Annotated in this window: 22 protein-coding genes and 1 riboswitch; of the genes, 13 read left to right on the top strand and 9 right to left on the bottom strand. The window is 64.0% G+C overall.

From position 1 onward, the window contains the following. Positions 1–4: 4 nt before the first annotated feature. From NUH88_RS21285 to cysG, 4 genes are read right to left on the bottom strand one after another with little or no spacing between them, the layout of a single operon-like run. The gene (locus NUH88_RS21285) at positions 5–568 is read right to left on the bottom strand and encodes a DUF934 domain-containing protein (RefSeq protein ID WP_257768815.1); all 564 of its coding nucleotides are present in this window, start codon (positions 566–568) and stop codon (positions 5–7) included. Then, entirely contained in the window at positions 555–2,210 is a 1,656-nt protein-coding gene (locus NUH88_RS21280; RefSeq protein WP_257768814.1) for a nitrite/sulfite reductase, read from the bottom strand. The genes NUH88_RS21285 and NUH88_RS21280 overlap by 14 nt, the downstream gene beginning before the upstream one ends. A 17-nt stretch (positions 2,211–2,227) precedes the next feature. Next, on the bottom strand, positions 2,228–2,533 hold the full coding sequence (locus NUH88_RS21275; RefSeq protein WP_257768813.1) for a DUF2849 domain-containing protein: 306 nt from the start codon (positions 2,531–2,533) through the stop codon (positions 2,228–2,230). A gap of 12 nt (positions 2,534–2,545) precedes the next feature. Next, a complete protein-coding gene (gene cysG, locus NUH88_RS21270; RefSeq protein WP_257768812.1) occupies positions 2,546–3,958 on the bottom strand; it encodes a siroheme synthase CysG in 1,413 nt (470 codons plus the stop codon). A 304-nt stretch (positions 3,959–4,262) separates the two neighbouring features. On the opposite strand from cysG, the gene NUH88_RS21265 reads away from it, so the two are divergent. The 9 genes from NUH88_RS21265 (at position 4,263) to NUH88_RS21225 (ending at position 15,179) form a co-directional block, all read left to right on the top strand. Then, positions 4,263–4,712: an Lrp/AsnC family transcriptional regulator gene (locus NUH88_RS21265; protein ID WP_257768811.1), complete on the top strand. Its 450-nt coding sequence runs from the start codon at positions 4,263–4,265 to the stop codon at positions 4,710–4,712. 254 nt (positions 4,713–4,966) lie between these two features. Beyond that, positions 4,967–6,070, top strand: a complete 1,104-nt coding sequence (locus NUH88_RS21260; protein ID WP_257768810.1) for a TRAP transporter substrate-binding protein — start codon at positions 4,967–4,969, stop codon at positions 6,068–6,070. A 188-nt stretch (positions 6,071–6,258) separates the two neighbouring features. Next, positions 6,259–7,206 (top strand): TRAP transporter small permease subunit, encoded by a 948-nt coding sequence (locus NUH88_RS21255; RefSeq protein WP_257768809.1) that lies wholly within the window; start codon positions 6,259–6,261, stop codon positions 7,204–7,206. Between the two features lie 24 nt (positions 7,207–7,230). Further along, complete coding sequence (locus NUH88_RS21250; RefSeq protein ID WP_257768808.1) at positions 7,231–9,894, top strand: TRAP transporter large permease subunit; 2,664 nt, start codon at positions 7,231–7,233, stop codon at positions 9,892–9,894. A 215-nt stretch (positions 9,895–10,109) separates the two neighbouring features. Further along, positions 10,110–10,940 (top strand): DeoR/GlpR family DNA-binding transcription regulator, encoded by an 831-nt coding sequence (locus NUH88_RS21245; protein ID WP_257768806.1) that lies wholly within the window; start codon positions 10,110–10,112, stop codon positions 10,938–10,940. Beyond that, positions 10,937–12,007: an ABC transporter ATP-binding protein gene (locus NUH88_RS21240; RefSeq protein WP_257768804.1), complete on the top strand. Its 1,071-nt coding sequence runs from the start codon at positions 10,937–10,939 to the stop codon at positions 12,005–12,007. The genes NUH88_RS21245 and NUH88_RS21240 overlap by 4 nt, the downstream gene beginning before the upstream one ends. A gap of 103 nt (positions 12,008–12,110) precedes the next feature. Then, positions 12,111–13,397: an ABC transporter substrate-binding protein gene (locus tag NUH88_RS21235; RefSeq protein WP_257768802.1), complete on the top strand. Its 1,287-nt coding sequence runs from the start codon at positions 12,111–12,113 to the stop codon at positions 13,395–13,397. A gap of 73 nt (positions 13,398–13,470) precedes the next feature. Further along, the gene (locus tag NUH88_RS21230; protein ID WP_257768800.1) at positions 13,471–14,352 is read left to right on the top strand and encodes a carbohydrate ABC transporter permease; all 882 of its coding nucleotides are present in this window, start codon (positions 13,471–13,473) and stop codon (positions 14,350–14,352) included. Next, on the top strand, positions 14,349–15,179 hold the full coding sequence (locus NUH88_RS21225; protein WP_257768798.1) for a carbohydrate ABC transporter permease: 831 nt from the start codon (positions 14,349–14,351) through the stop codon (positions 15,177–15,179). Before NUH88_RS21230 ends, NUH88_RS21225 begins: the two co-directional genes overlap by 4 nt. On the opposite strand, the gene NUH88_RS21220 is transcribed toward NUH88_RS21225, so the two are convergent. The 3 genes from NUH88_RS21220 to NUH88_RS21210 all read right to left on the bottom strand — a co-directional run bounded on the left by NUH88_RS21220 (position 15,180) and on the right by NUH88_RS21210 (position 17,653). Beyond that, entirely contained in the window at positions 15,180–16,616 is a 1,437-nt protein-coding gene (locus NUH88_RS21220; protein ID WP_257768796.1) for an FAD-binding oxidoreductase, read from the bottom strand. A 62-nt stretch (positions 16,617–16,678) separates the two neighbouring features. After that, positions 16,679–16,945 carry a hypothetical protein gene (locus NUH88_RS21215; protein ID WP_257768794.1) on the bottom strand — a complete coding sequence of 89 codons (267 nt, stop codon included), beginning with the start codon at positions 16,943–16,945 and terminating at the stop codon, positions 16,679–16,681. A 36-nt stretch (positions 16,946–16,981) separates the two neighbouring features. Beyond that, positions 16,982–17,179, bottom strand: a riboswitch (cobalamin riboswitch). Positions 17,180–17,215: 36 nt separating this feature from the next. After that, positions 17,216–17,653 (bottom strand): YaiI/YqxD family protein, encoded by a 438-nt coding sequence (locus tag NUH88_RS21210; RefSeq protein ID WP_257768792.1) that lies wholly within the window; start codon positions 17,651–17,653, stop codon positions 17,216–17,218. 87 nt (positions 17,654–17,740) lie between these two features. On the opposite strand from NUH88_RS21210, the gene NUH88_RS21205 reads away from it, so the two are divergent. Together NUH88_RS21205 and kynU are read left to right on the top strand one after the other, a co-directional pair. Beyond that, positions 17,741–18,970, top strand: a complete 1,230-nt coding sequence (locus tag NUH88_RS21205) for a CoA transferase (RefSeq protein WP_257768790.1) — start codon at positions 17,741–17,743, stop codon at positions 18,968–18,970. Continuing rightward, positions 18,967–20,211, top strand: coding sequence for a kynureninase (kynU, locus tag NUH88_RS21200; protein WP_257768788.1), 1,245 nt, complete (start codon positions 18,967–18,969; stop codon positions 20,209–20,211). Before NUH88_RS21205 ends, kynU begins: the two co-directional genes overlap by 4 nt. On the opposite strand, the gene NUH88_RS21195 is transcribed toward kynU, so the two are convergent. After that, positions 20,208–20,891, bottom strand: a complete 684-nt coding sequence (locus NUH88_RS21195) for an ArsR/SmtB family transcription factor (RefSeq protein WP_257768786.1) — start codon at positions 20,889–20,891, stop codon at positions 20,208–20,210. The genes kynU and NUH88_RS21195 overlap by 4 nt on opposite strands. 71 nt (positions 20,892–20,962) lie before the next feature. Here NUH88_RS21195 and NUH88_RS21190 point away from each other — a divergent pair, with 71 nt between their 5' ends. Next, on the top strand, positions 20,963–21,292 hold the full coding sequence (locus tag NUH88_RS21190) for an NIPSNAP family protein (protein WP_257768784.1): 330 nt from the start codon (positions 20,963–20,965) through the stop codon (positions 21,290–21,292). Then, the gene (locus NUH88_RS21185) at positions 21,289–21,639 is read left to right on the top strand and encodes an antibiotic biosynthesis monooxygenase family protein (protein WP_257768782.1); all 351 of its coding nucleotides are present in this window, start codon (positions 21,289–21,291) and stop codon (positions 21,637–21,639) included. Before NUH88_RS21190 ends, NUH88_RS21185 begins: the two co-directional genes overlap by 4 nt. Before the next feature lie 20 nt (positions 21,640–21,659). On the opposite strand, the gene NUH88_RS21180 is transcribed toward NUH88_RS21185, so the two are convergent. Then, on the bottom strand, positions 21,660–22,451 hold the full coding sequence (locus NUH88_RS21180; protein ID WP_257768780.1) for a crotonase/enoyl-CoA hydratase family protein: 792 nt from the start codon (positions 22,449–22,451) through the stop codon (positions 21,660–21,662). Positions 22,452–22,468: the final 17 nt, after the last annotated feature.

Genomic DNA, 22,468 nt, shown 5'->3' with positions numbered 1-22,468 from the left:
CCTCTCAGTAGGCCCAGCTCGCAAGAACGGCCGGTTCGACCCGGCTGTACGCGCCGCCATGGCCTACAGAGCCATCTGACGGCCGGTCTTCCGACGGCCCCGCAGGAACGGCGAGCGCCGGCTGGTAGTAGCCCTTGAAGCGTTTGTGGGCGCGGTTCCAGGCATCCAGAAGGTTTTCGTCAGGCACCTCGACCGCATCGACGCCGCAGCGCTGCAGGAAGAGGTACTGGTCCTGGATGACATGGCCGGTAGCGCGGATCTCGCCCTTGAAGCCGTAACGGTCCCGAAGCAGTCGCGCTTGCGAGAAAGCGCGTCCGTCGTTGAATTTCGGGAAGAAAAGGATCACCGCGTCGATCGCGTCGAGGTCCTCCCGGATCTCCTCGGCCGCGTCTGCATTCTCCAGCCGGATCGCGCGGCGCTCGAAATTGGCCATCAGCGTTTGCTTGCCGGCCTTCCATTCGCCAAGCGACACCAGGACCGGGGTCGCACGATCGAGCGCGCCGTCGCCCTCCTCGCCAAGCGGAACCCAGACATTCTCCTCGATCCGGCCATTCTTAATGATTGGCATAGAGCGTCTCCTTGAAGGGTTGGATACCGACCCGCTGCACGGTGTCGATGAAAGTCTCGCCCTCCTCGCGGATCTTCCGGAAGGTGGCGATCAGGGTATCGATGGCGTCGACCACCTCTTCGGCCGGGAAGGACGGGCCGAGGATCCGGCCGACGGCGGCATTCTCGTCGGCGATCCCGCCGATGGTGATCTGGTAATGCTCGACGCCTTTCTTATCGACGCCGAGGATGCCGATATTGCCGACATGGTGATGCCCGCAGGCATTGATGCAGCCGGAGATATTCAGCGTGATCGGGCCGATCTCGCTCTGCAGTGCCGGGTCGGCGAAATGCCGGCTGATGCGCTGCGCGATCGGGATCGCGCGGGCATTGGCGAGGTTGCAGTAATCCAGCCCCGGACAGGAAATGATGTCCGTGATGAGCCCGATATTGGCGTCAGCCAGACCTTGCTCGCCGAGTTCCTGCCAGAGCCGGTGCAGGTCCTGCTTGCGCACGTCCGGCAGCACCACGTTCTGCTCGTGCGCGATGCGCAGCTCGCCGAGGGAGTATTTCTCGGCCAGATCCGCCAATGCTTCCATCTGCGCCGAAGTGGCATCGCCGGGGACGCCCCCTGCCGGCTTCAGGGACACCGTGACGACGGCGTAACCCGGCTGCTTGTGCGGGAAGAGATTGGTCCGCGTCCAGGCCGCGAAGGCCGGATCGGTGAAGCGAGCGGCATCGAATCCAGCGACCGGTTCCGCGATGGTTTCGTATTGCGGCGGAGCAAAGTGCTCCTCGATGGCCCGGATCTGCTCCGGCTCGAGCGCGAGCGCGCTGTCCTTAATCTCCAGCCATTCCTCCTCGACCATCTCGGCGAACTTCTCGATCCCGACGGCGGCGACCAGGATCTTGATCCGCGCCTTGTAGAGATTGTCCCGGCGGCCGAGCAGATTGTAGGTCCGCAGAATCGCTTCCAGATAGGAGAGCAGGTGCTGCTTCGGCAGGAAATCGCGGATCGTCTCGCCGACGATCGGCGTGCGCCCCTGCCCGCCCCCGACGATCACCTCGAAGCCGGTCTCGCCGGCCTCGTTCCGGCGCATGCGCAGACCGATATCGTGCAGCTTCACCGCGGCACGGTCGTGCTCCGAGCCGGTGATGGCGATCTTGAACTTGCGCGGCAGGAAGGTGAATTCCGGGTGCAGCGTCGACCATTGCCGGATGATCTCGGCCCAGACGCGGGAATCCTCGATCTCGTCCGCCGCAACGCCGGCGAACTGGTCCGCCGTCACGTTGCGGATGCAGTTGCCGCTGGTCTGGATCGCGTGCATCTCGACTTCGGCAAGCGCGTCCAGGATGTCCGGCACGTCGTCCAGCTTGATCCAGTTGTACTGAATGTTCTGCCGGGTGGTGAAATGCCCCCAATCGCGGTCCCAGCGCTTCGCGATCATGCCGAGCTGGCGCATCTGCTTCGCCGAGAGTGTGCCGTAAGGAATGGCGACCCGCAGCATATAGGCATGGAGCTGGAGATAGAGCCCGTTCATCAGCCGGAGCGGCTTGAACTCGTCCTCGGTGAGCTCACCCGCCAGACGCCGCGCGACCTGGTCGCGGAATTCCGCCGTCCGGTCCTTCAGGAAGGCATGGTCGAATTCGTTATACTGATACATCTCTCGAACTTCCGGACTCAGCGCAAAGGTGTGGTTTCGGGCAGGTCGGTGCCGACCGTCGGACCCGCCGCGCGGATGATCTCGCGCTGGCTGATCGGCGCGACGTATTCTCCCGTTACGGAAACCGCGAAAAGATACGGCCCGACGACCTTCTGTTGCTTCATGGCGAGGCCGGCACGCTCCTCCAGCCGGATCGCCTCCTCCTCGCTCTCGGCGATCTCCGCGGCATCGAGGCTCAGCACCCAATCGTCGTCCTCGGCGAGGTAGACGACGGCGCCGTCGCCCAGCCGGTTCGCGGTCATGACCTGGTTCTTCTCTTTCATCTCACTCATTTCCTAGACAGCGAGACGGCGGCGCTCTCCGCCGACGGTCTCGAAAGTCTCACCCTCGGCCAGAGCCGCCACGTCGCCGATCACGATCAAAGCCGGTGCCTCCACACGCTGCTCTTCTACCAGATTGGCGAGGTTGCCGAGCGAGGCCTTCAGCACACGCTGCTCCGGCAGAGTGGCTTTCTCGATCACCGCGACCGGCGTCTCGGCGGCGCGGCCCGCATCGAGCGCCGCGGCCATGATCCGGGGTGCCGCGCCAAGGCCCATATAGATGACGAGCGTGCCTTTCGGATCCGCGAGCACATTGGCGTCGAAGTCCGAATAGCCGTTGCGGTCGTGTCCGGTCAGGATCGTCAGACGGTTCGCGTGATCGCGATGCGTCAGCGGCAGTCCGGCGGCGGACGCCGCCCCGAGAGCGGCGGTCACGCCGGGAACGATGTCCACGGAGATACCGCGCGCCTTCAGATAGGCGAGTTCCTCTCCGCCGCGGCCGAAAATGAACGGATCGCCGCCCTTGAGCCGGACAACGCGCCGGCCCGCCTCCGCATGCTCGGCGAGCACGGCGTTGATCTCGTCCTGGCTCCAGGAAGCGCGCCCTGCCCGCTTTCCGACATCCACCCGGATCGAATCCCGCCGAACGTAATCAAGCATGGTCGGACCGATCAGTGCGTCGTGCACGATTACATCCGCGTCCTGCATCAGGCGCAGGGCCCTCAGGGTCAGAAGGTCAGGATCCCCCGGACCGGCGCCGACCAGTGCAACGGAGCCCCTCCGCTCCGCGCGCGCGCCTGCCGTATTTACAAGCCGCAGCATCGCCTCGCGCGTCCCGCCCTCGCGTCCAGCGAGGACGTCCCGCGCGACCGGACCGTCGAAAAACCGCTCCCAGAACAGGCGGCGCACACCGCCGTCGCCGATCGCGGCCGAAACAGCGCCCCGGAAACTCTGCGCAAACCGGGCGAGCGCGCCCAGCCGCACCGGCAGGAGTGCTTCGATGCGCTCACGGATCCGCCGCACCATGACCGGCGCCGCGCCCTCGCTGCCGATAGCGACAACGATCGGGTCCCGGTCGACGATACCGGGGATGATGAAGGTGGAAAGATCCGGCCGGTCGACGACATTGGTCGGGACACCGGTCGCGCGTATCTCGCGCGCAACCTCTTCAATGTCCAGGGCTTCGGCATCGCCGAGAATGGCGATCCTGACATCGGCGAGGTCCGCCGTTTCGAACGGCCGGCGGCGCAGGTCGATCCGGCCTTCCGCCGCAAGTCGGGAGACCTCGGCGTTCGGAGCGGAGCTCACGACCCGAATTCGCGCCTCGGTCTTCAGAAGAAGACGAAGCTTGCGAGCAGAATCCTCGTTGCCGCCCACGAGCAAAGCATGCTGGCCGGCGAGGTCCGCAAAGATCGGCAGGTACTTCATTGGCGGGCGCCCGTGAAGAATAGATCTGGTCCAAGATGCGACCCCATGGCCGGCTCCATTCCGTCGTTACGAAAGGGCCCACGGGATCCGTCCCGTGGCGCTTTAGCGGTTGCTGTCGCGGCCGCAAGCTGCCCTTCAAATCGCCGCGTTCCCGTTTCCGGGAGAGGAGAGCTGTTGAACTCTCAACGCTCCTGAAATATCATTATTTTTCCCAAATCGACAATAACGCCCCCTCAAATAGAACATATCGTTCCCACATCACACCAACTTTGACGACGTTTGTCTCAGATCGGGAAATTTGAGAATGGATGACATGGACAGAAAGATCCTGCGCCTCCTGCAGGAGGACAGCAGCATCTCGGTCTCTGATATCGCGCGGCAGGTCGGGCTATCCGCCTCGCCATGCTGGAAGCGCATCAACCGGATGCAGACTGACGGGCTGATCAAACGGCAGGTCGCCGTTCTTGATGCCGACAAGCTCGGCTACGGTTTGACCGTCTTCGTCAGCATCAAGACGGGCGAGCATTCGGCGGACTGGCTACAGACCTTTGCCAAAACCGTCGAGGGGATGCCCGAAGTGCTTGAGTTCCATCGCATGGCCGGCGAAGTCGACTACTTGCTCAAAGTGGTCGTGCCGGACATGCGCAGCTTCGATCTTTTCTACAAAAATCTGGTCGAGCTGACCGCGCTGAGCGAGGTCACTTCGCGCTTCTCCATGGAAACGATCAAGGACACCACGGCCCTGCCGGTTTGACCGCAGACCGTGATTCGACGGCGTTTCGAAAGTTCAAAATCCGAAAATTTGACATTTTCGAACCCGGAATCAGGCAGCCCGCGCACAATTATGCCGCATTGCGGTATTAGTGGAACTGAATGGTTGCCAAATTGGAAATTCAATCGCACTAATTCCGGCGAGCTGCGAATAGGCACTTGTAAAGGGTGCGGTCAGTGGCTTCACTCGGCGATCCATTCGCACTTGAAGAAACAATCTAACTAGGGAGCTTCGCAATGAAACGTCGCGACTTTATCTCCAAAGCTGGGCTGGCCGGCGTCGGCGGTGCCGCCGCCGCTGCTGCATCGTCTTTCCCGAAACCGTCTCTCGCCCAAGAGCGCATCGAAATGGTGATCGTCTCGACCTGGGGTCGTGACTTCCCGGGCCTGGGCACCAATGCCCAGCTGATGGCTGAGCGGATTCAGGAAACCTCGGGCGGTAAGATCCAGGTTCAGTACTTCGCCGCCGGCGAGCGCGTCGGTGCGTTCGACTCGTTCGACGAAGTCGCTTCCGGTAACGCGCAGGCTTACCACGCCGCCGACTATTACTGGAAAGGCAAGCATCCGGCCTGGGCCTACTTCACTTCGGTGCCGTTTGGCCTGACCTACAACGAGATGGCCGCTTGGATCCATCACATGGGCGGTCAGGAGCTTTGGGACGAGCTGGCCGGCGACTTCGGCCTCAAGTGCCTCGCGGCCGGCAACACCGGCGTGCAGATGGGCGGCTGGTTCAACAAGGAAATCAACAGCGCCGACGACCTCAAGGGCCTGAAGATGCGTATCCCGGGCCTCGGCGGCGACGTCATGGCCAAGCTGGGCGCCTCCCCGGTGTCCCTGCCGGGCGGCCAGATCTATGAAAACCTGGTCTCCGGCGCCATCGAGGCGACCGAGTGGGTCGGTCCGTGGAACGACTATGCGATGAAGTTCTACGAAGCCACCAAGTACTACTACTATCCGGGCATGCACGAGCCGGGCGGGTTCGACTCCCTCGGCATCAACGCCTCCTGGTGGGGTACCCTGTCCAAGACCGACCAGGCGATCATCAAGTCCGTCGCCGGCCAGACCAACGACTGGATGATGGCGGAATACAACGCCAAGAACGGTGAGTATCTGCGCAAGCTGATCGACGAGCACGGCGTCGAGGTCCGCGAATTCAACGACGACGTCTATGACGCGTTCGGCGATGCCGCGGAGCAGGTCTTCGAAGAGACCCGCCAGCACAGCGATCTCGCCAACAAGGTCCACGAGAGCTTCCTGAATGCCCGTTCCGCCGCCGGCGGCTGGCTGAAGCTCGCCGACGTCGGCTACTCCGAGAAGCGCAACCGCGTTCTCGGCATGTAATCGACTAGGAAACGCACCTGATAGAGACGGGATCGCAAGATCCCGTCTCCTCTCTCGAAAGAAGACTTCAGAACATGGTCGGATCGGCTTCGGGCGCGCCTGCGGGCGCCGCGGCGGCGTCTGGTTATCAGACGCCCGTTTCTGCATTCACTCGGATTTTCTGCTGGAGCGTTGTCAGCGTCACTCTGATGTTCGCGCTGAACAACTACCTCATCTTCTGGCTGGACTGGCCGAGCATGATCACCTTCCTCGGGGATCTCGGCATTTTGCCCGGCGCGGCTCCGAAACAGCCGCTCGACGGAACCGCTACGATCCTCGGCGCGCTGCAGACGCTGTCCTATCTGCTCTGCATCCTCGGCGCCGCGATCTACACCAAGCGGACGCCGGAAAAGCCGTTGCGGCATGACTCGCAGACGATGGTCGGCATCGCCGCCTACATCATCCGCGCCTCATTCTGGGCGGTCATCTTTGTCGGACTTGCCGACATGGTGATTTCCTTCCTCCGGGTCGAAGACCTGCTTCCGGCGATTTTCGGCGACGATCTCGCGACGGCGCTGGGGCGCTCGCAGTTCCGCGGCGCTTATGTCCATATTCCGCTGGTGCTTGCGGGCTGCGTGACGGCCGCCTTCACCCGCTCCCTCGGCTTTACCTGGCTGGCTCTCCTCGTCGTCGCGGCGGAGCTCAGCATCGTGCTCAGCCGCTTCATCTTCTCCTACGAGCAGGCCTTCCAGGGCGACCTCGTCCGCTTCTGGTACGGCGCCCTCTTCCTCTTCGCGAGCGCCTACACGCTCTACGAAGACGGGCATGTCCGCGTCGACGTGCTCTATGCCGGGCTTACCAGCCGGATGAAGGGCCTGGTCAATATCTGGGGCTCCCTGCTCCTCGGCATGTCGCTTTGCGTCACCGTCCTTGCCATCGGCATGTGGGGCAAGACCTCCATCATCAACAGTCCGCTGCTGAGCTTCGAAGTCTCGCAGTCCGGTTTCGGGATGTATGTGAAATATCTGATGGCCGGTTTCCTCGGGATCTTCGCGATCTCGATGATGATCCAGTTCGCCAGCTACATCCTCGAAAGCCTCGCCGACTATCGCGAGGAACCCGGCAAGCGCGAAATCGCAGAAGCCTCAGCACATTAAAGACCCGAAGAGCGAACCCGTCTGATGGAACTCGTATTCCTCCTCCTGCTTGTCGTGATAATGGCCGGCGCGCTGGCGTCGGGCTTCCCGGTCGCCTTCGCGCTGCCGGGATCGGCGATCATCACAATTGGCCTCGCCGCCCTCACCGGCGAACTCTTCGCCGGCGACGCGGCCGCATATTTCGCCCAGGGCGGGCCGATGAACTGGCTCACGGCCGGTGTCACGAACTTCCGCGGCGTTTATTGGGAAGTCGAACGAGACACACTGATCGCCATCCCGCTCTTCGTCTTCATGGGGATCATGCTGCAGCGCTCGAAGATCGCAGAGGACCTGCTGGTCTCCATGGCGCAGCTCTTCGGTCCGATCCGAGGCGGACTCGGCATCTCCGTCGTCTTCGTCGGCGCGCTGCTGGCGGCGACGACCGGCATCGTCGGCGCGACCGTGGTCGCGATGGGCCTGATCTCGCTGCCGGCCATGCTGCGGAACAACTACTCGCACTCGCTCGCAACCGGTACGATCGCCGCCTCCGGCACGCTCGGGCAGATCATTCCGCCCTCCATCGTTCTGATCATCCTCGCCGATCAGCTGGCGAGCGCCGTCGATCAGGCGGGCATGGCGCGGACCGCCTATTTCAAGGAGACGACCGGCGAGTTCACCATGCCGAGCTCCTTCGGCGTCAGCTCCACGAGCGCCGGCGACATGTTCATGGGCGCCCTCGCCCCGGGTCTGATCCTGGTCGGCCTCTACATGGCCTATATCCTGATCATGGCCTTCTTCCGGCCGTCGATCGCGCCGGCCGTGCCGTTCGAAGGCAAATACGACCGCAAATTCGCCGGCCGTGTGCTGCTGTCCCTGGTGCCGCCGCTGACGCTGATCTTCGTCGTGCTGGGCTCGATCATCACTGGCATCGCGACCGTGAACCAGGCCGGTGCCATCGGTGCCGTCGGCGCCATGGTGATGGCCGGTTACCGCCTCTATGAAGGCCGACCCGGAGCGTTCGTCCCGGCCATTCTGGCCATGGGCTCGCTCGTCGTCGTTCTGGTTCTGACCAGCGTCCATCCGATCAATATCCGCGCCATCCACGATTCCGGCGACGTGATCGCCGTGGTCATAGCGTCGGTTGCCGTGGTGGTTTTCCTCGCGGCGATCCTCTGGAGCGGCTGGCGCGCCTTCAAGACCGAGGACACCCTGCGCGGTGTCATGGTGGAGACCGCCAAGACCACGGCTCTCGTCTTCATCATCCTGCTCGGCGCCGCCATGCTGACCGCGGCCTTCCGCGCCTTCGGCGGCGAGGAACTGGTGCGCGAATTCCTGACCAGCCTGCCGGGCGGTTTCTGGGCCCAATTCATCATCGTCATGGGCGTGATCTTCATTCTCGGCTTCTTCCTCGATTTCATCGAGATCGCCGTTGTGGTGGTTCCGATCGTGGCGCCGATCCTGCTGGCCGATCCGTCCGCCAACGTGACCGCGGTCTGGCTCGGTGTGATGATCGGCCTGAACATCCAGACCTCGTTCCTCACACCGCCCTTCGGCTTTGCGCTGTTCTACCTGCGCGGCGTCGCCCCGAAGGCGGTGAAGACCCTCTCGATGTACAAGGGCGTGATCCCCTTCATCAGCCTGCAGCTTTTCGCCCTCTTGATCGTCGGTCTGACACCGCAGCTGGTGAACTACATCCCGAACCGGATGTCGCTCACCTCCGAAAGCGCGCCGCCGCCGAAAAACCCGCGGCTGCAGAACTGCATCGAGAATTACGTAATGGCGACCTTCGCCGAAGAAGGCGACGAGATCCGCGCCGCCATCGCAGATGCGAAAAGCTGGGATATCTCCTTCCTTCCGAAGTCGGTGCAGAACGATCTGAAAAAGAGCTTCAAGGCCGCCGACGGCTCTTTCACGGCCATCGAGGAAGCCTTCGCGGCGACGGCTGCCATTGAGGACGCGGCGAAGGACTACCGTCCGCTTCACATGGCGGTCCGCGCGGCCCAGCGCGACATCGCCAAGCACATCGCCGAAATCAAGGAACTCGAAGACCAGCTCGACCTGCTGAAACGTTCCAATGGCGAGAAGCTCGACGAGGCCGAGAAACTGGCCAGCCGGATCGAGGTTCTGAAGGCCGAACAGGTAGAGCTCGAGGCCGAAATCCCGGCAAATTGGGAACCCGATCACAAGGCCTTCACCAAGGTCCTGGGTGCGGAGAAGAAAGCACGCCTCGCCTATCGCCGCACAGTGGATACGGCCTATGAGCCGATCGCGGTTCTGCAGGCGACGCTGCGGGACGCCGACGCCCTCGCCGCGCTTTCCGGTGACATCGAGGGACTTGCCGATCCGATCCGGAACCTCGATCCGAAAGAGACGGAAGAGCTGATCAAGGAAGTCGAGAGCAAGATCGGCGAAGTGGTCGAAGCCGGCTCAGTGCGTTCCGCTGTCTCGAAGGCCCGCCGTGCGCTGCGCGGCAAAAGCCCGGACAAGGAGAAGGCTCTGGAAGAGCTTCAGAAGGCCATCGCGGTCTATCAGGAGGAGCTTGCCTGGCGTCAGCAGGCGCAGAGCGCGATCGGCAACAAGCTGAACGAGTATGAAGCGGCGATCCGAAACACGATCGGTCTCCGCCTGCTCGAGCGGCTGCCGCATGACATCGCGCTCGACGTTGCGGCCTGCCAGTCCGATCACGTGGACATCTCGCTCTACTTCTAGGCGGGCGACAGTCCTTTCAGATGAAAGCCGGGGAGCTCCAAACTCCCCGGCTTTTTTAGTTTCCCGACCTTCTACGGTCTTCCAATCGTCACATAGACCTTTCGATCGCGCCCATTGCGTTATCGAACTGTCAAAAAACGAACACCATTTCCGCAACAGAGCCTGAATAGCCTTCGCTTCGCATTCATTCGAACATCTCGCGCGAAGGCAGTTCCGTGGCAGCCAGTATCTCTTCCAACGCCTCGAGGCGGCGGGCCGAAATCACCGAAATGGTCCGTGCCGCCGGTTACCAATCCATTATCGATTTGGCCGAGCGTTTCGCCGTCACCGAACAGACGATCCGCCGGGATGTGAACCAGCTGTGCGACGGAGGCCTGCTGCGACGGCGTCACGGCGGCGTGGAGTTGCCCTCGCCGAACGCGAATATCGATTTCGACCAGCGCATGATCCTGAACGCCGGTGCGAAGGCGCGGATCGCCGCCGCCGTCGCGTCCCGCATTCCCGACGGCGCCTCGCTCGCCGTCAGCATCGGCACGACACCTGAAATGGTGGTCCGGGCCCTGCGCTCCCATACCGGGCTCCGGATCGTCACCAACAATATCGCGGCGGCCCTGACCGCCAGCGCCAGCCCGACATTCGAGGTCACGATCGCCGGGGGCCGGATCCGGCCCGAGGGCCGTGACGTGCTCGGCCAGCAGGTCGAGCAATTCTTCTCCGCCTATAAGGTCGATTACGGGCTGTTCGGGGTCGGCGGCGTCGATCCGGACGGCAGCCTGCTCGATTTCACCGAGGACGAGATCCGCGCACGCGAGGTGATCAGCCAGAACTGTCGCACCAAGGTCGTCGTGCTCGACCATACCAAGTTCGGCCGCGCCGCCTATGTCCGCGGCGGACATATCGCCGATGCCGATCTCGTGTTCTGCGACGTCCAGCCTCCGGCAGAAATCTCGGAAATGATCCGGGATGCGGGCCACGAGCTGATCATTGCAGGAGACGACGCCGCGGCGCTCGCGCTGCTCCCCGGCATGGCGGAAGCGGGAGAATGACCGGGATCGCTGTCAAGGGGCTGACCAAGAGCTGGGGCGCGACCACGGCGGTCGAAGATGTTTCTTTCACGGTCGAGCCCGGGACATTCTCGGTCCTTCTCGGTCCCTCCGGCTGCGGCAAGTCCACGATCCTGCGGCTGATTTCGGGTCTGGAAAGCGCCTCGTCCGGCAGCATCGAGATCGGCGGCAAGGACGTTACCGCGCGGCCGCCGGCGGAACGGGACCTCGCGATGGTGTTCCAGTCCTACGCCCTCTTCCCGCATCTGAGCGTCGCCGAGAACATTCTCTTCGGCCTCAAGGTCCGCAAGGCGACGAAACAGGACCAGTCGGCGCGTCTCGCGCGCGTGGCCGATCTTCTCGGTCTTTCCGGCCTTCTCGAACGCCGGCCGAGCCAGCTCTCCGGCGGCCAGCAGCAGCGCGTGGCCCTCGGCCGTGCGATCATCGCCGAGAAACCCGTCTGCCTGATGGACGAGCCGCTCTCCAATCTCGACGCCAAGCTCCGGCACGAGATGCGGGTCGAAATCCGCGCCCTGCAGCGCAAACTCGGCATGACCATGGTCTATGTGACCCACGACCAGGCCGAGGCCATGGGCATGGCGGACCGCATCATCCTGCTAAAGGACGGCCGTATCGAACAGGATGCTTCGCCGCTCGAAACCTACAGCAGGCCCGCAACCAGCTTCGCCGGGCGCTTCATCGGCACGCCGCCGATGAACATTCTCGCCCTCTCCTGGGAAAGCGGCGGCGTCCGCATCAGGGATACCGGACCGGCCCTGCTGAACGGCCTTCCGCAGCAGGACCTGGCGCTCGGCGTCCGCCCCGAGGATATCGCCATCGATTCCGCCGGACCGCACCGGGCCGAGGTCGAATCCATCGAATATCTCGGCGCGGACACGCTTGTGGACTGCCGCATCGGCAGCGAACGCCTGACCGTGCGCGCGCGCAATGCCGAGGGCATCGGCCCCGGCAGCGGGATCGGCCTCTCATGGCCCCGGACGGCCATTCATCTTTTCGACGCCGCGACAGGAATGCGGCGCGACGACCTCCTCATCGGCGCGGAGGGGTAATGCGAACGCCGAAACGGACTTGGTGTCCCGATCTTCGGGATACCGGACTGAACCGGACGGGAGCCGTCCGGCATCCAGCTTGAGACAAGAGGATCTGAAAGCGATGCACTTCACGAAAAAACTTGGGATCGGCGCCGTCGCGGCTGCGATGTCGCTCTCCATGGCCCAGGCCGCGCAGGCGGTCGACCTGCAGTTCTTCTTCCCCGTGGCGGTCGGCGGCAAGGCGGCCGACACGATCGAGGAACTGACGAAGGAATATGCCGCGGCCCATCCCGACGTCAAAATCGACGCGGTCTATGCGGGAAGCTACCAGAACACCGTCACCAAGGCCCTCACCGCCGTCCGCGGCGGCCAGGCCCCGCAGCTCTCGGTGATCCTGTCGGTCGACATGTTCACCCTGATCGAGGAAGACGCGATCGTCGCCTTCGACGATGTCATCAAGAGCGACGAGGAGAAGGCGTGGCTGAAGGCGTTCTATCCGGCCTTCATGGAAAACAGCCAGACCGGCGGCAAGACCTACGGCATTCCGTTCCAGCGCTCGACCCCGGTGATGTACTGGAACAAGGACGCCTTCAAGAAGGCCGGCCTCGATCCGAATACCCCGCCGGCGACTTGGGCGGAACTGGTCGAGTTCGGCAAGAAGCTGACCGTCAAGGACGCTTCCGGCAACGTCACCCAGTGGGGCGTCCGCATTCCGAGTTCCGGCTTCCCCTACTGGCTCTTCCAGGGCCTTAGCACCCAGAACGACGTCGTCCTCGCCAACGGCGACGGCAACAAGACCAACTTCTCCGACCCGAAGGTGATCGAGGCTCTGCAGTATCTCGTCGACCTCAGCGCCAAGCACAAGATCATGGCGCCCGGCATCATCGAGTGGGGTTCCACGCCGAAGGCCTTCTTCGAGGGCGAGTCCGCGATTATGTGGACCTCGACCGGCAACCTGACGAACGTCCGCAACAACGCGCCGTTCGATTTCGGTGTCGCCATGCTCCCGGCCAACAAGCGCCGCGGCGCGCCGACCGGCGGTGGCAACTTCTACATCTTCAAGGACTCCACGGACGAGCAGAAAGCTGCCTCTCTCGACTTCATCAAGTGGATCACCGCGCCGAAACAGGCCGCCAAATGGTCGATCGCGACCGGTTACGTCGCGCCGCGCGCCGACGCGTGGGAAACGCCGGAAATGAAGGCCTATGTCGCCGACTTCCCGCCGGCCCTGGTGGCCCGCGACCAGCTCGAGTTCGCCGTGGCCGAGCTCTCCACCTACCAGAACCAGCGCATCACGACGATCTTCAACGACGGTCTCGAAGCCGCCATCACCGGCAAGGCCTCGCCTGAAGAAGCGATGAACGATGCGCAGCAGAAGGCGGACAAGATCCTGAAGGATTACCGCTGACACTCCGGGACCCGGCGGCGGGTATCGTCCCGCCGCCGGTCTTTTTCCGTTTTGCCCGAAAGCACCGCGTCCGATGGGATCACTTTCCAACCGCACCTGGATCCATGCCTGGCTCTTTCTCAGCCCGGCCATGATCCTGCTGATCGCCTTCACCCATTACCCGGCCGCGGTGACCCTGTTCCACAGCTTCTTCTCGACGCCGCGCGGCAAGCGGCCGGCGAAATTCGTCGGGCTCGAGAACTATGAGACCATGCTCGCCGACAGCACCTTCTGGACCGTGCTCGGCAACAATCTCTGGTACGCGCTTGGCACCATTCCGCTCTCGATCGGGATCGCCATCGCCATGGCGCTCTGGGTCGACAGCAAGCTGAAGGGCCGCGCCTTCGTGCGCATGGCCTATTTCACCCCGACCGTGCTGCCGCTGATCGCCGTCGCCAATATCTGGATGTTCTTCTATACCCCCGGCTTCGGCCTGATCGACCAGATCCGCATTCCGCTCGGCTTCAGCCAGCAGAACTGGCTCGGCGACCCGGACGCCGCGCTCAATGCCGTCATCGTGGTGGCGATCTGGAAGGAAGCAGGCTTCTTCATGATCTTCTACCTCGCCGCGCTGCAGACCATTCCGACATCGCTCCGGGAAGCCGCCGCCATCGAGGGCGCCGGACGCTGGTATTTCTTCCGCCGCGTCACCTTCCCCCTGCTGATGCCGACCACGCTCTTCGTTTCGGTCAACGCGGTGATCAATTCCTTCCGCCTGGTCGACCATATTTTCGTGATGACCGAGGGCGGCCCGGACAATGCGAGCTCGCTGCTGCTCTTCTACATCTACGAGACGTCCTTCCGGTTCTGGGACACGGCCTATGCCTCGACCCTGACCGTGGCGCTGCTGATCCTTCTCTTCGCCGTCGCCATCGGCCAGTTCCTGCTGCTCGACAAACGGGTGCATTACCGATGATCGCCACCAGAACCGCCGGTTTCGACTACGACAGGGCGCTGAACACGACCGCCGCCTGGGCGCTCGCGCTCGTCTGGTTCGCGCCGCTGATCTACGCCGTCTGGACCGCGTTCCATCCGACCGAATTCTCCACCCGCTTCGTGCTGACCGCGCCGCTGACGCTGGAGAATTTCGTCGCTGCCTGGAATGCCGCGCCCTTCGCGCGCTACTTCCTCAACACCGTGCTGCTCGTGACCTCGATCCTGATCGGCCAGTTCGTGCTCTGCACGCTCGCCGCCTTCGCCTTCGCGCGCTTCGAGTTCCGCGGGCGCGACACCGTCTTCGTGCTGGTGCTGCTGCAGCTTCTGGTGATGCCCGATATCCTGATCGTCGAGAACTACCGCACGATGCGGTTTCTCGGCCTGCTCGACACCATCCTCGCCATCGGCCTGCCTTACATGGCCTCCGCCTTCGGGATCTTCCTGCTGCGCCAGACCTTCAAAACGATCCCGAAGGAACTGGACGACGCGGCGCGTGTCGAGGGCGCGGGCTTCTTCACGATATTGATGAAGGTCTATGTCCCGCTGGCGAAGCCGACCTACCTCGCCTACGGCCTGGTCTCGGTCAGCCACCACTGGAACAATTTCCTCTGGCCGCTGATCGTCACCAACTCGGTCGAGACAAGGCCGGTGACGGTCGGGCTCAGCGTCTTCTCATCGACCGATCAGGGGATCGACTGGGCGATCATCACGGCTGCGACACTGATGACGTCCGGCCCGCTGCTGATCGCTTTCCTGCTGTTCCAGAGGCAATTCGTTCAGAGCTTCATGCGTGCCGGGATCAAGTGATCAGGGGATGACCTTCCCCGGATTCATGATGTTCTTCGGATCGAGGGCCTGTTTCACCGATTTCATCAGCGCGATCTTCGAGGGTGAGCCGTATTTTTCGAGATAGGGCAGTTTTTCCGAGCCGATCCCGTGCTCGGCGGAGATGCTGCCGCCGAGAGCGAGCGCGGTCTCGTACATGCGCTTGGTCAGGCCCGGCTTCTTCTCCTCCCACTCGGCCTCGCTGACCGAGGCCGGCTTGCGCGCCGTGTAGTGGATGTTGCCGTCGCCCATATGACCGAAGCAGTTGAAGAACAGGCCCGGCAAGTAAGCGTTCATCGTGGCCTGCGACTGCTCGAGATAGTCCGCGACGCGGGAAACCGGGACCGAGACGTCCCCGGCGATGCGGGGCGTGCCCTCGCGCTTGCCGGCCTCGGCCTGTTCCTCGCGGATCCGCCAGAGTTCCCGGCGCTGTGCCTCGCTCTCCGCGATCACCCCGTCGGTCACCCAGCCTTTCTCCATGGCCTCTGCGAAAATCGCCTCGAGCTTGGCGCGCAGGTCGTCCAGCGGCGACGAGGTTCCCATTTCCAGCAGCACGTACCAGGGCGAGGGTTCGGCCAGCGGATCGACGATGCCGTCGATGAATTTCAGCGCCATGTCGAAGGAGGCCCGCGGCATGATCTCGAAGGCGAGGACGGTGTCGCCGGACATTTCCCGGGCACTTGTGAGCAGGTGCTGCGCCTCGTGCGGCGACGGCACGGCAAGCATCGCGGTCTCGCGGACGCGCGGCAGCGGCATCAGGCGGAAGGCGGCGGCGGTGACGATCCCCAGCGTGCCCTCGGCGCCGATGAAGAGCTGCTTCATGTCGTAGCCGGTATTGTTCTTGCGCAGCGTTTCCAGCCCGTCGAACACGGAGCCGTCCGCCAGCACGGCCTCGATGCCGAGGATCTGCTCGCGGGTGTTGCCGTACTTGATCGTGTTGTTGCCGCCGGCATTGGTCGAGAGCGTGCCGCCGACCGTGCTGGAGCCTTCGCTGGCGAGCGAGAGCGGGAACAGCCGGCCCGCCTCGGCCGCGACCGCCTGCATGTTCTGGATGATGCAGCCCGCCTCGGCGACCATGGCGTAATTGTCCGGGTCGAGCGTGCGCACGGCAGTCAGCCGGTCGGTCGAGAGCACGATGGTCGGCCTGGGCTCGGTCGGCACGGAGCCGATGGCGAGCCCGGTATTGCCGCCTTGCGGCACGATGCAGATCCCGGCCTTCGCCGCCGCACGGACCACCGCCGCCGTCTCTTCGGTCGAGGCCGGCCGCGCCACGCCAAGCGCCTCGCCCTCCGGCGCGCCGCGCCAGTCGGTCCGGTACTTCAGCGTGTCGTTCGCATCCTCGAGCCAGCCTTTCGGGCCCAGGGCCGCCCGGATCTCGGCAAGCGCCGCGTCGATGGATTGGGGCGTCTGATCGTTCACCCACTCTCTCCCGTTGAGACAAATTCAGCCGGGAGGCTAGCAGCGATCCAGCGGGGCGCCAATCAGACCGGCAGTCGATTTATGGAACTTCTCTCTGTCACTTCGAGCCGCTGTGCCGCCCCGAAGAGCACGCCGATGCGGCGCGCCGCCTCCTGCATGCCGCAGGCGAAATCCTCGCTGGAAGTCTCGGCACGGACCATGGAAAGGGACTGCGACAGCGTCCTGTCGTCCTCGGCGACGCTGAGCAGCGTCAGGATCAGGGTGGCGAGATCGCGGTCCGGCGCGGCCGCCGAATCGTTGTCGGGAATCTGGGAATAGAGTCGGGTCATCGAAACCTCCTCCGGGGCACCCCGCCCGGGCTGGAATGGGACACACATGTGTTGGCAGGTTTCCTGACTCCCGGCTCCTCGATCCCGACCGCCTTCCCAGCCTTTTGAGGCCAGTGGCAATACCGGTCGGATCCAGCCGGCTACAGTTGCGGGGGCAGTCCCGGACTTGCCGCCTGCGGCGGCGCACCGGATTCCCTTTCGTCCCGAAGGACAACCAACATCGAGAGGCTCGTTTCTCGCGGCGCCGCTGTCAAGCGCCGCGCCGCAGCATCAGGCGCGCAACATCCGCTCCAGCTCGCGGATGAAGGATTCCCGGTCCCTTTTCGAGAAGGCGGGGCCGCCGCCGGAGACCTCGCCCATTGCCCGGAGGTCCGACATCAGGTCGCGCATCGCCATCGCCATGCCGATTCCCGCCTCGGTGAATTCCCGCCCTCCATGCCCGAGCGCCTTGGCGCCGGCCTCGATCGCCCGCTTGGCGAGCGGGATATCGCCGGTGACGACGATGTCGCCCGGCTTTACCCGTTCGGCGATCCAGTCGTCCGCCGCGTCGAATTTGTCCGAGACCAGCACGTTCTTCACGTTCGCCCGGTCTCCGGTGCGGAAGCCCCGGTTGCTGACGATGTAGAAATTCGCCTCCGTGCGATCGGCGATCGCAAGGATCTCGGTCTTCACCGGGCAGGCATCGGCGTCGACATAAACAGACTTCATTGCAGGTTTGGCCTCTATGGCGGAGGAGCATCCCTTGCTAGGGTCCGCTCCAATGGAATTCACAGGAAACGAACCCAAGAAGCACGGATGTACAAAGTCCTTCAAGATCTGACGGTGGTCGAGGGCGCCTCCTTCATCGCCGCTCCCTCCTGCACCCTCAACATGCTGCAGATGGGCGCCACGGTAATCCGGTTCGACGCGATCGGCGGCGGACTCGATTACCGGCGCTGGCCGAAGGCACCGAACGGAGCGAGTCTTTACTGGGAAGGCCTCAATAAAGGCAAGAAATCCGTCGCCCTTGATCTGCGCAATCCGGAGGGCCGCGAGCTCGCGCTGCGCCTTGCGACGGCGCCGGGCGAAGGCCGCGGTCTCTTCGTCACCAACTATCCGGTTTCCGGCTTCCTCTCGCACGAGGCGCTGAAGGCACGGCGCGAGGACATCATCAGTCTCCGTGTCATGGGCTGGGCCGACGGGACGCAGGGTGTCGACTACACCGCGAATGCCGGCGCCGGCTTCCCGCTGATGACCGGCGAGCCGGGCCTTCCGGGCGAGAAGCGGCCGGTGAACCACGTGCTGCCCGCCTGGGACCTGATCGCCGGTGCGCAGGCCGCCTTCGCCCTGCTCGCCGCAGAGCGGGAGCGGCAGAAGTCCGGCGAAGGGGTGGAGATCCGCCTCCCCCTCGGCGATATCGCCCTCTCGACGCTCGGGACCCTCGGACAGGTCGCCGAGGTAATGACGGAGCCGGAGGACCGCCCGAGCTATGGCAACGACGTGTTCGGCGCCTTCGGCCGCGACTTCAAAACCGCCGACGGCCGCTACATCATGCTTGTCGCACTTTCGCCCCGGCAATGGACCGGGCTCCTCACTGCGCTCGGTATCGAAGCGGAGATTGCCGCTGTCGAAGCGGAGACCGGCGTCAGCTTCGCCAAGGACGAGGGTCTCCGCTTCGAGTACCGCGAGAAGATCAACCCGGTGGTCGAGAAAGCCGTCGCCGCGCGCACGCTCGACGAACTCGCGCCGCTCTTCCGCGAGAACGGCGTCTGCTGGGAGCCCTACCGCACCGTCCGCGAGGCCGTCGCGAGCGACCGTTTCAAGGAGATGGGCAAGCCCTATCACGACGTCACCCACGGCAGCGGCCTCACCTACCCGACCTCGGACACGCCAATCGATTTCCACGACCGTCCCTCGGACGTCCCGACGGCGGCGCCGCGTCTCGGCCAGGATACGGACGAGGTTCTCTCCGCCTTCCTCGGCATGAGCAGCGGCGAGATCGGACGCTTGCATGACGACGGCATCGTCGCCGGAGCAGACACGTGACGGCCCTTGACCGTGACGCGCTGGCAGCGCGCGACGCCGCCGATCCGCTCGCCCGCTTCCGCAACGATTTCGAGCTTCCGGACGGCGTCATCTATCTCGACGGCAATTCCCTTGGCCCCTTGCCCCGTGTCGTCCGCGAACGGGTCGCCGCTTGCGTGACGGAGGAATGGGGCACAGGCCTGATCCGGAGCTGGAACTCCGCCGGTTGGATCGATCTGCCGACGAAAGCCGGCGGGAAAATCAGCGCGCTGATCGGTGCCGAGCCGGAGAGCGTGGTCGCAACCGATTCCACCTCGGTCAATCTCTTCAAGGTGCTCGCCGCCGCCCTCGCGCTCCGGCCGGACCGGAAGGTCATCGTCTCGGAGAAAAGTAACTTTCCTACCGACCTCTACATGGTCGAGGGACTGACGGAGCTGTTCGGCAAGGGACACGAGCTGCGCCTAATCGAGGATCCCTCCAAGCTGCCGGAAGCGCTAGGGAAAGACGTCGCGGCCGTCATGCTGACGCATGTGAACTATCGCAGCGGCTACATGCACGATATGGCGGCGGTCACCAAGTCGGGGCACGAAGCGGGCGCACTCGCGATCTGGGACCTCGCGCACTCCGCAGGTGCGGTTCCGGTCGATCTCGCCGGCGCCGGCGCCGATTTCGCCGTCGGCTGCGGCTACAAGTATCTGAATGGCGGCCCCGGCGCGCCCGCATTCGCCTATGTCGCGCCGCGCCACCAAGAGGCCGCCCGGCAACCGCTGACCGGCTGGTTCTCTCACAAGGCGCCTTTCGCTTTCGACCATCGCTTCGAGGCGACGGACGGCATCAAGCGCTTCCTCTGCGGCACACCCCCGGTGCTCGCAATGACCGCGCTCGACGCGGCATTGGATCTCTGGTCGGAGGTGGACATGGCTGCGCTCCGGGAGAAATCCGTCGCCCTCACCGAATGCTTCATCGAGCTCGTCGAGAGCCGTTGCGCCGGCCTCGGCCTCACGCTCGCCAGCCCGCGCGAGGCAGCGCAGCGAGGCAGCCAGGTCTCCTTCGCACACGAAAGCGGCTATCCGGTCATGCAGGCGCTGATCGCCCGCGGCGTGATCGGGGACTTCCGCGCCCCGGACCTGCTGCGCTTCGGTTTCACGCCTCTCTATACGCGCTTCGCCGATGTCTGGGACGCGGTCACGCATCTGGAAGACATCCTCCGCACCCGTTGCTGGGACCGGCCTGAGTTTCACGCGCGGGCGGCGGTGACCTAGGCCGCCGGGAACATTTCCAGGAAGCGCCGCTCTCCGTCCCCGGTAAAGCTGACGATACGGGTTCCTTCCACACGCCGCGCCCAGCCGAGATCGTAGAACCGGTCGAGCAGCGCGGTGCCGAGGGCGCCGGCAAGGTGCGTCCGCCGCATGCTCCAGTCGAGGCAGGATTTACAGAGCGGGCGACGGAGCGAGGTCAATGCCGGAAGGTCGATGCCAAGGCCGGAGACGAACGCCTCGCCCTCATCGGTGAGAGAGACCTCCTCACCCTCTTCCACCACGAGGCCGCGCGCCGCGAGGCTGTCGAACATGCGCACACCGAACTCGCCGGCGAGATGGTTGTAGCAGACCCGCGCCTTCCTGAGCGCCGGATCGCGCGGGCCGGTGCGGGCACGCATGTGGCCGCGCTTCGCCGCGAGCCCCATCATCGCCTCCAACAGATTGCCGACCTCGTCGTCGGCGATCGCGAAATAGCGATGCCGGCCCTGCTTGCGCTGGGTCAGCAACCCGGCGCCCTCCAGCTTGGAGAGATGCGAACTCGCCGTCTGCGCGGTGATCCCTGCCTCGGCCGCCAGCTCGCTCGCGGTGAGAGCCTTGCCGCTCATCAGGGTGGTCAGCATGTTGGCCCGTGCCGGGTCGCCGATGAGCGAGCCGATCAGGGCGATGTCGGGTCCTTCTTTCATACTTCGACCATAACCGAAGCATGAGACACCCGCAATGTGGGAGTGTCCGCCGACCCGAAACGGAGGACACAATGCTGACCTGCTTTATCCGCTACCATATCGATCCGACCAAGAAGGCCCAGTTCATCCAATATTCCCGGAACTGGGGCGAAGCGATCCCGCGTTGCGGCGCTGACCTGATCGGTTACTTCGCACCGCAGGAAGGTTCGACCACCCTCGCCTACGGCGTCTACAATGTCGATAGCCTCGCCGCATACGAAGACTACCGCAAACGGCTCGCCGCCGATCCGCTCGGCCGGGAGAATTACGAATTCGCCCAGAAGGAGAAGTTCCTGCTGCGCGAGGACCGGACCTTCCTTATGAATGCATCGAACCCGGTCCAAAAGGGAGATATGCCGTGATCGCCGTGATTTTCGAAGTCGAGCCCCATCCGGAACACCAGGACCGCTATCTGGAGATCGCCGCCAGCATGCGCGCGCTGGTCGAGCAGGTGGACGGATTCATCTCCGTCGAGCGCTTCGCGAGCCTGACGAACGAAGGCAAGCTGGTCTCACTCTCTTTCTTCCGCGACGAGACTGCGGTGGAGGACTGGCGCAAGCTCGTCGCCCATCGCGGCGCGCAGGCCGAAGGCCGGGAGAGGCTCTTCAAGAATTACCGCCTGCGCGTCGCTTCCGTGCTACGGGATTACGGCATGAACGAGCGCGATGAGGCTCCGGCCGACAGCCGGGCGCGCCACGACGTCAGTTGATCGAACCGCCTCTTCGCGGGTCAGCGGCCCTCGAACTGCGGTTCGCGCTTTTCCAGAAAGGCCGCGACTCCCTCTTTCATATCGTGGGTCGGAACCATCCGGGCGAAATACCCGCCCTCGATCGCCAAGCCTTCGTCTATAGGCACATTGATGCCCCGCGTTGCGCTGCCAAGGCACGCGGCCACGGCGAGCGGCGAATGGGCAGTGATCCGCTCCATGAGAGCGTAGGCTTCTTCCATCAGGCGATTGTGTGGAACAACTTCGTTGACCAGCCCGTAATCGCGGGCCGCCTCGGCGGATATCGGCTCGCCGGACAGCAGCATGCGCATCGCCCGCTTGCGTCCGATGAGACGCGGCAGCCGCTGGGATCCGCCGAAGGGGGGCGCAAATCCAAGACGAATTTCCGCCTTGCAAAAGCTGGCCCGGTCACTTGCGAGCGCGAGAGGCGCCGCTTCGGTGATTTCCGAGCCGCCGCCATATGCAAGGCCGTTCACGGCAACCAGTATCGGCTTCGGGAAAGTCTCGATCCGCGCGGTCATTGCTTGCCCGCGACGAACAATCTCGCGCAATGCCACGTCCGGACCGGCACGCACATCGGGTTCAAAACCGGCGATGTCGGCACCGGACGAGAATGCCTTCTCGCCCGCACCGGTCAGGATCACGCCGCGCAGATCGTCACGCCGTTCGATCTCCTCCAGATGATCCATGAGAAGATCGATCAGTTCGTAATTCAGGGCGTTGAGTTTTTCCGGCCGGTTCAGCGTCAGCTGTGCGACAGGTCCGTTCGTCTCGAACAGCACGGTCTTAGACACTCTCAGTCTCCACATTC

Origin of the sequence: Nisaea acidiphila, from assembly GCF_024662015.1 — a bacterium.
GTDB classification, from domain to species: domain Bacteria; phylum Pseudomonadota; class Alphaproteobacteria; order Thalassobaculales; family Thalassobaculaceae; genus Nisaea; species Nisaea acidiphila.
The sequence above is the reverse complement of the archived record's forward strand: the minus strand, read 5'-3'. Positions and strand labels throughout refer to the sequence as shown.

Excerpts from the sequence above, each read along its gene's own strand:
- NUH88_RS21285 (WP_257768815.1), bottom strand. The coding sequence starts at position 568 with ATGCCAATCATTAAGAATGGCCGGATCGAGGAGAATGTCTGGGTTCCG.
- NUH88_RS21280 (WP_257768814.1), bottom strand. The coding sequence starts at position 2,210 with ATGTATCAGTATAACGAATTCGACCATGCCTTCCTGAAGGACCGGACG.
- NUH88_RS21275 (WP_257768813.1), bottom strand. The coding sequence starts at position 2,533 with ATGAAAGAGAAGAACCAGGTCATGACCGCGAACCGGCTGGGCGACGGC.
- cysG (WP_257768812.1), bottom strand. The coding sequence starts at position 3,958 with ATGAAGTACCTGCCGATCTTTGCGGACCTCGCCGGCCAGCATGCTTTG.
- NUH88_RS21265 (WP_257768811.1), top strand. The coding sequence starts at position 4,263 with ATGGATGACATGGACAGAAAGATCCTGCGCCTCCTGCAGGAGGACAGC.
- NUH88_RS21260 (WP_257768810.1), top strand. The coding sequence starts at position 4,967 with ATGAAACGTCGCGACTTTATCTCCAAAGCTGGGCTGGCCGGCGTCGGC.
- NUH88_RS21255 (WP_257768809.1), top strand. The coding sequence starts at position 6,259 with ATGTTCGCGCTGAACAACTACCTCATCTTCTGGCTGGACTGGCCGAGC.
- NUH88_RS21250 (WP_257768808.1), top strand. The coding sequence starts at position 7,231 with ATGGAACTCGTATTCCTCCTCCTGCTTGTCGTGATAATGGCCGGCGCG.
- NUH88_RS21240 (WP_257768804.1), top strand. The coding sequence starts at position 10,937 with ATGACCGGGATCGCTGTCAAGGGGCTGACCAAGAGCTGGGGCGCGACC.
- NUH88_RS21235 (WP_257768802.1), top strand. The coding sequence starts at position 12,111 with ATGCACTTCACGAAAAAACTTGGGATCGGCGCCGTCGCGGCTGCGATG.
- NUH88_RS21230 (WP_257768800.1), top strand. The coding sequence starts at position 13,471 with ATGGGATCACTTTCCAACCGCACCTGGATCCATGCCTGGCTCTTTCTC.
- NUH88_RS21225 (WP_257768798.1), top strand. The coding sequence starts at position 14,349 with ATGATCGCCACCAGAACCGCCGGTTTCGACTACGACAGGGCGCTGAAC.
- NUH88_RS21215 (WP_257768794.1), bottom strand. The coding sequence starts at position 16,945 with ATGACCCGACTCTATTCCCAGATTCCCGACAACGATTCGGCGGCCGCG.
- NUH88_RS21210 (WP_257768792.1), bottom strand. The coding sequence starts at position 17,653 with ATGAAGTCTGTTTATGTCGACGCCGATGCCTGCCCGGTGAAGACCGAG.
- NUH88_RS21205 (WP_257768790.1), top strand. The coding sequence starts at position 17,741 with ATGTACAAAGTCCTTCAAGATCTGACGGTGGTCGAGGGCGCCTCCTTC.
- NUH88_RS21195 (WP_257768786.1), bottom strand. The coding sequence starts at position 20,891 with ATGAAAGAAGGACCCGACATCGCCCTGATCGGCTCGCTCATCGGCGAC.
- NUH88_RS21190 (WP_257768784.1), top strand. The coding sequence starts at position 20,963 with ATGCTGACCTGCTTTATCCGCTACCATATCGATCCGACCAAGAAGGCC.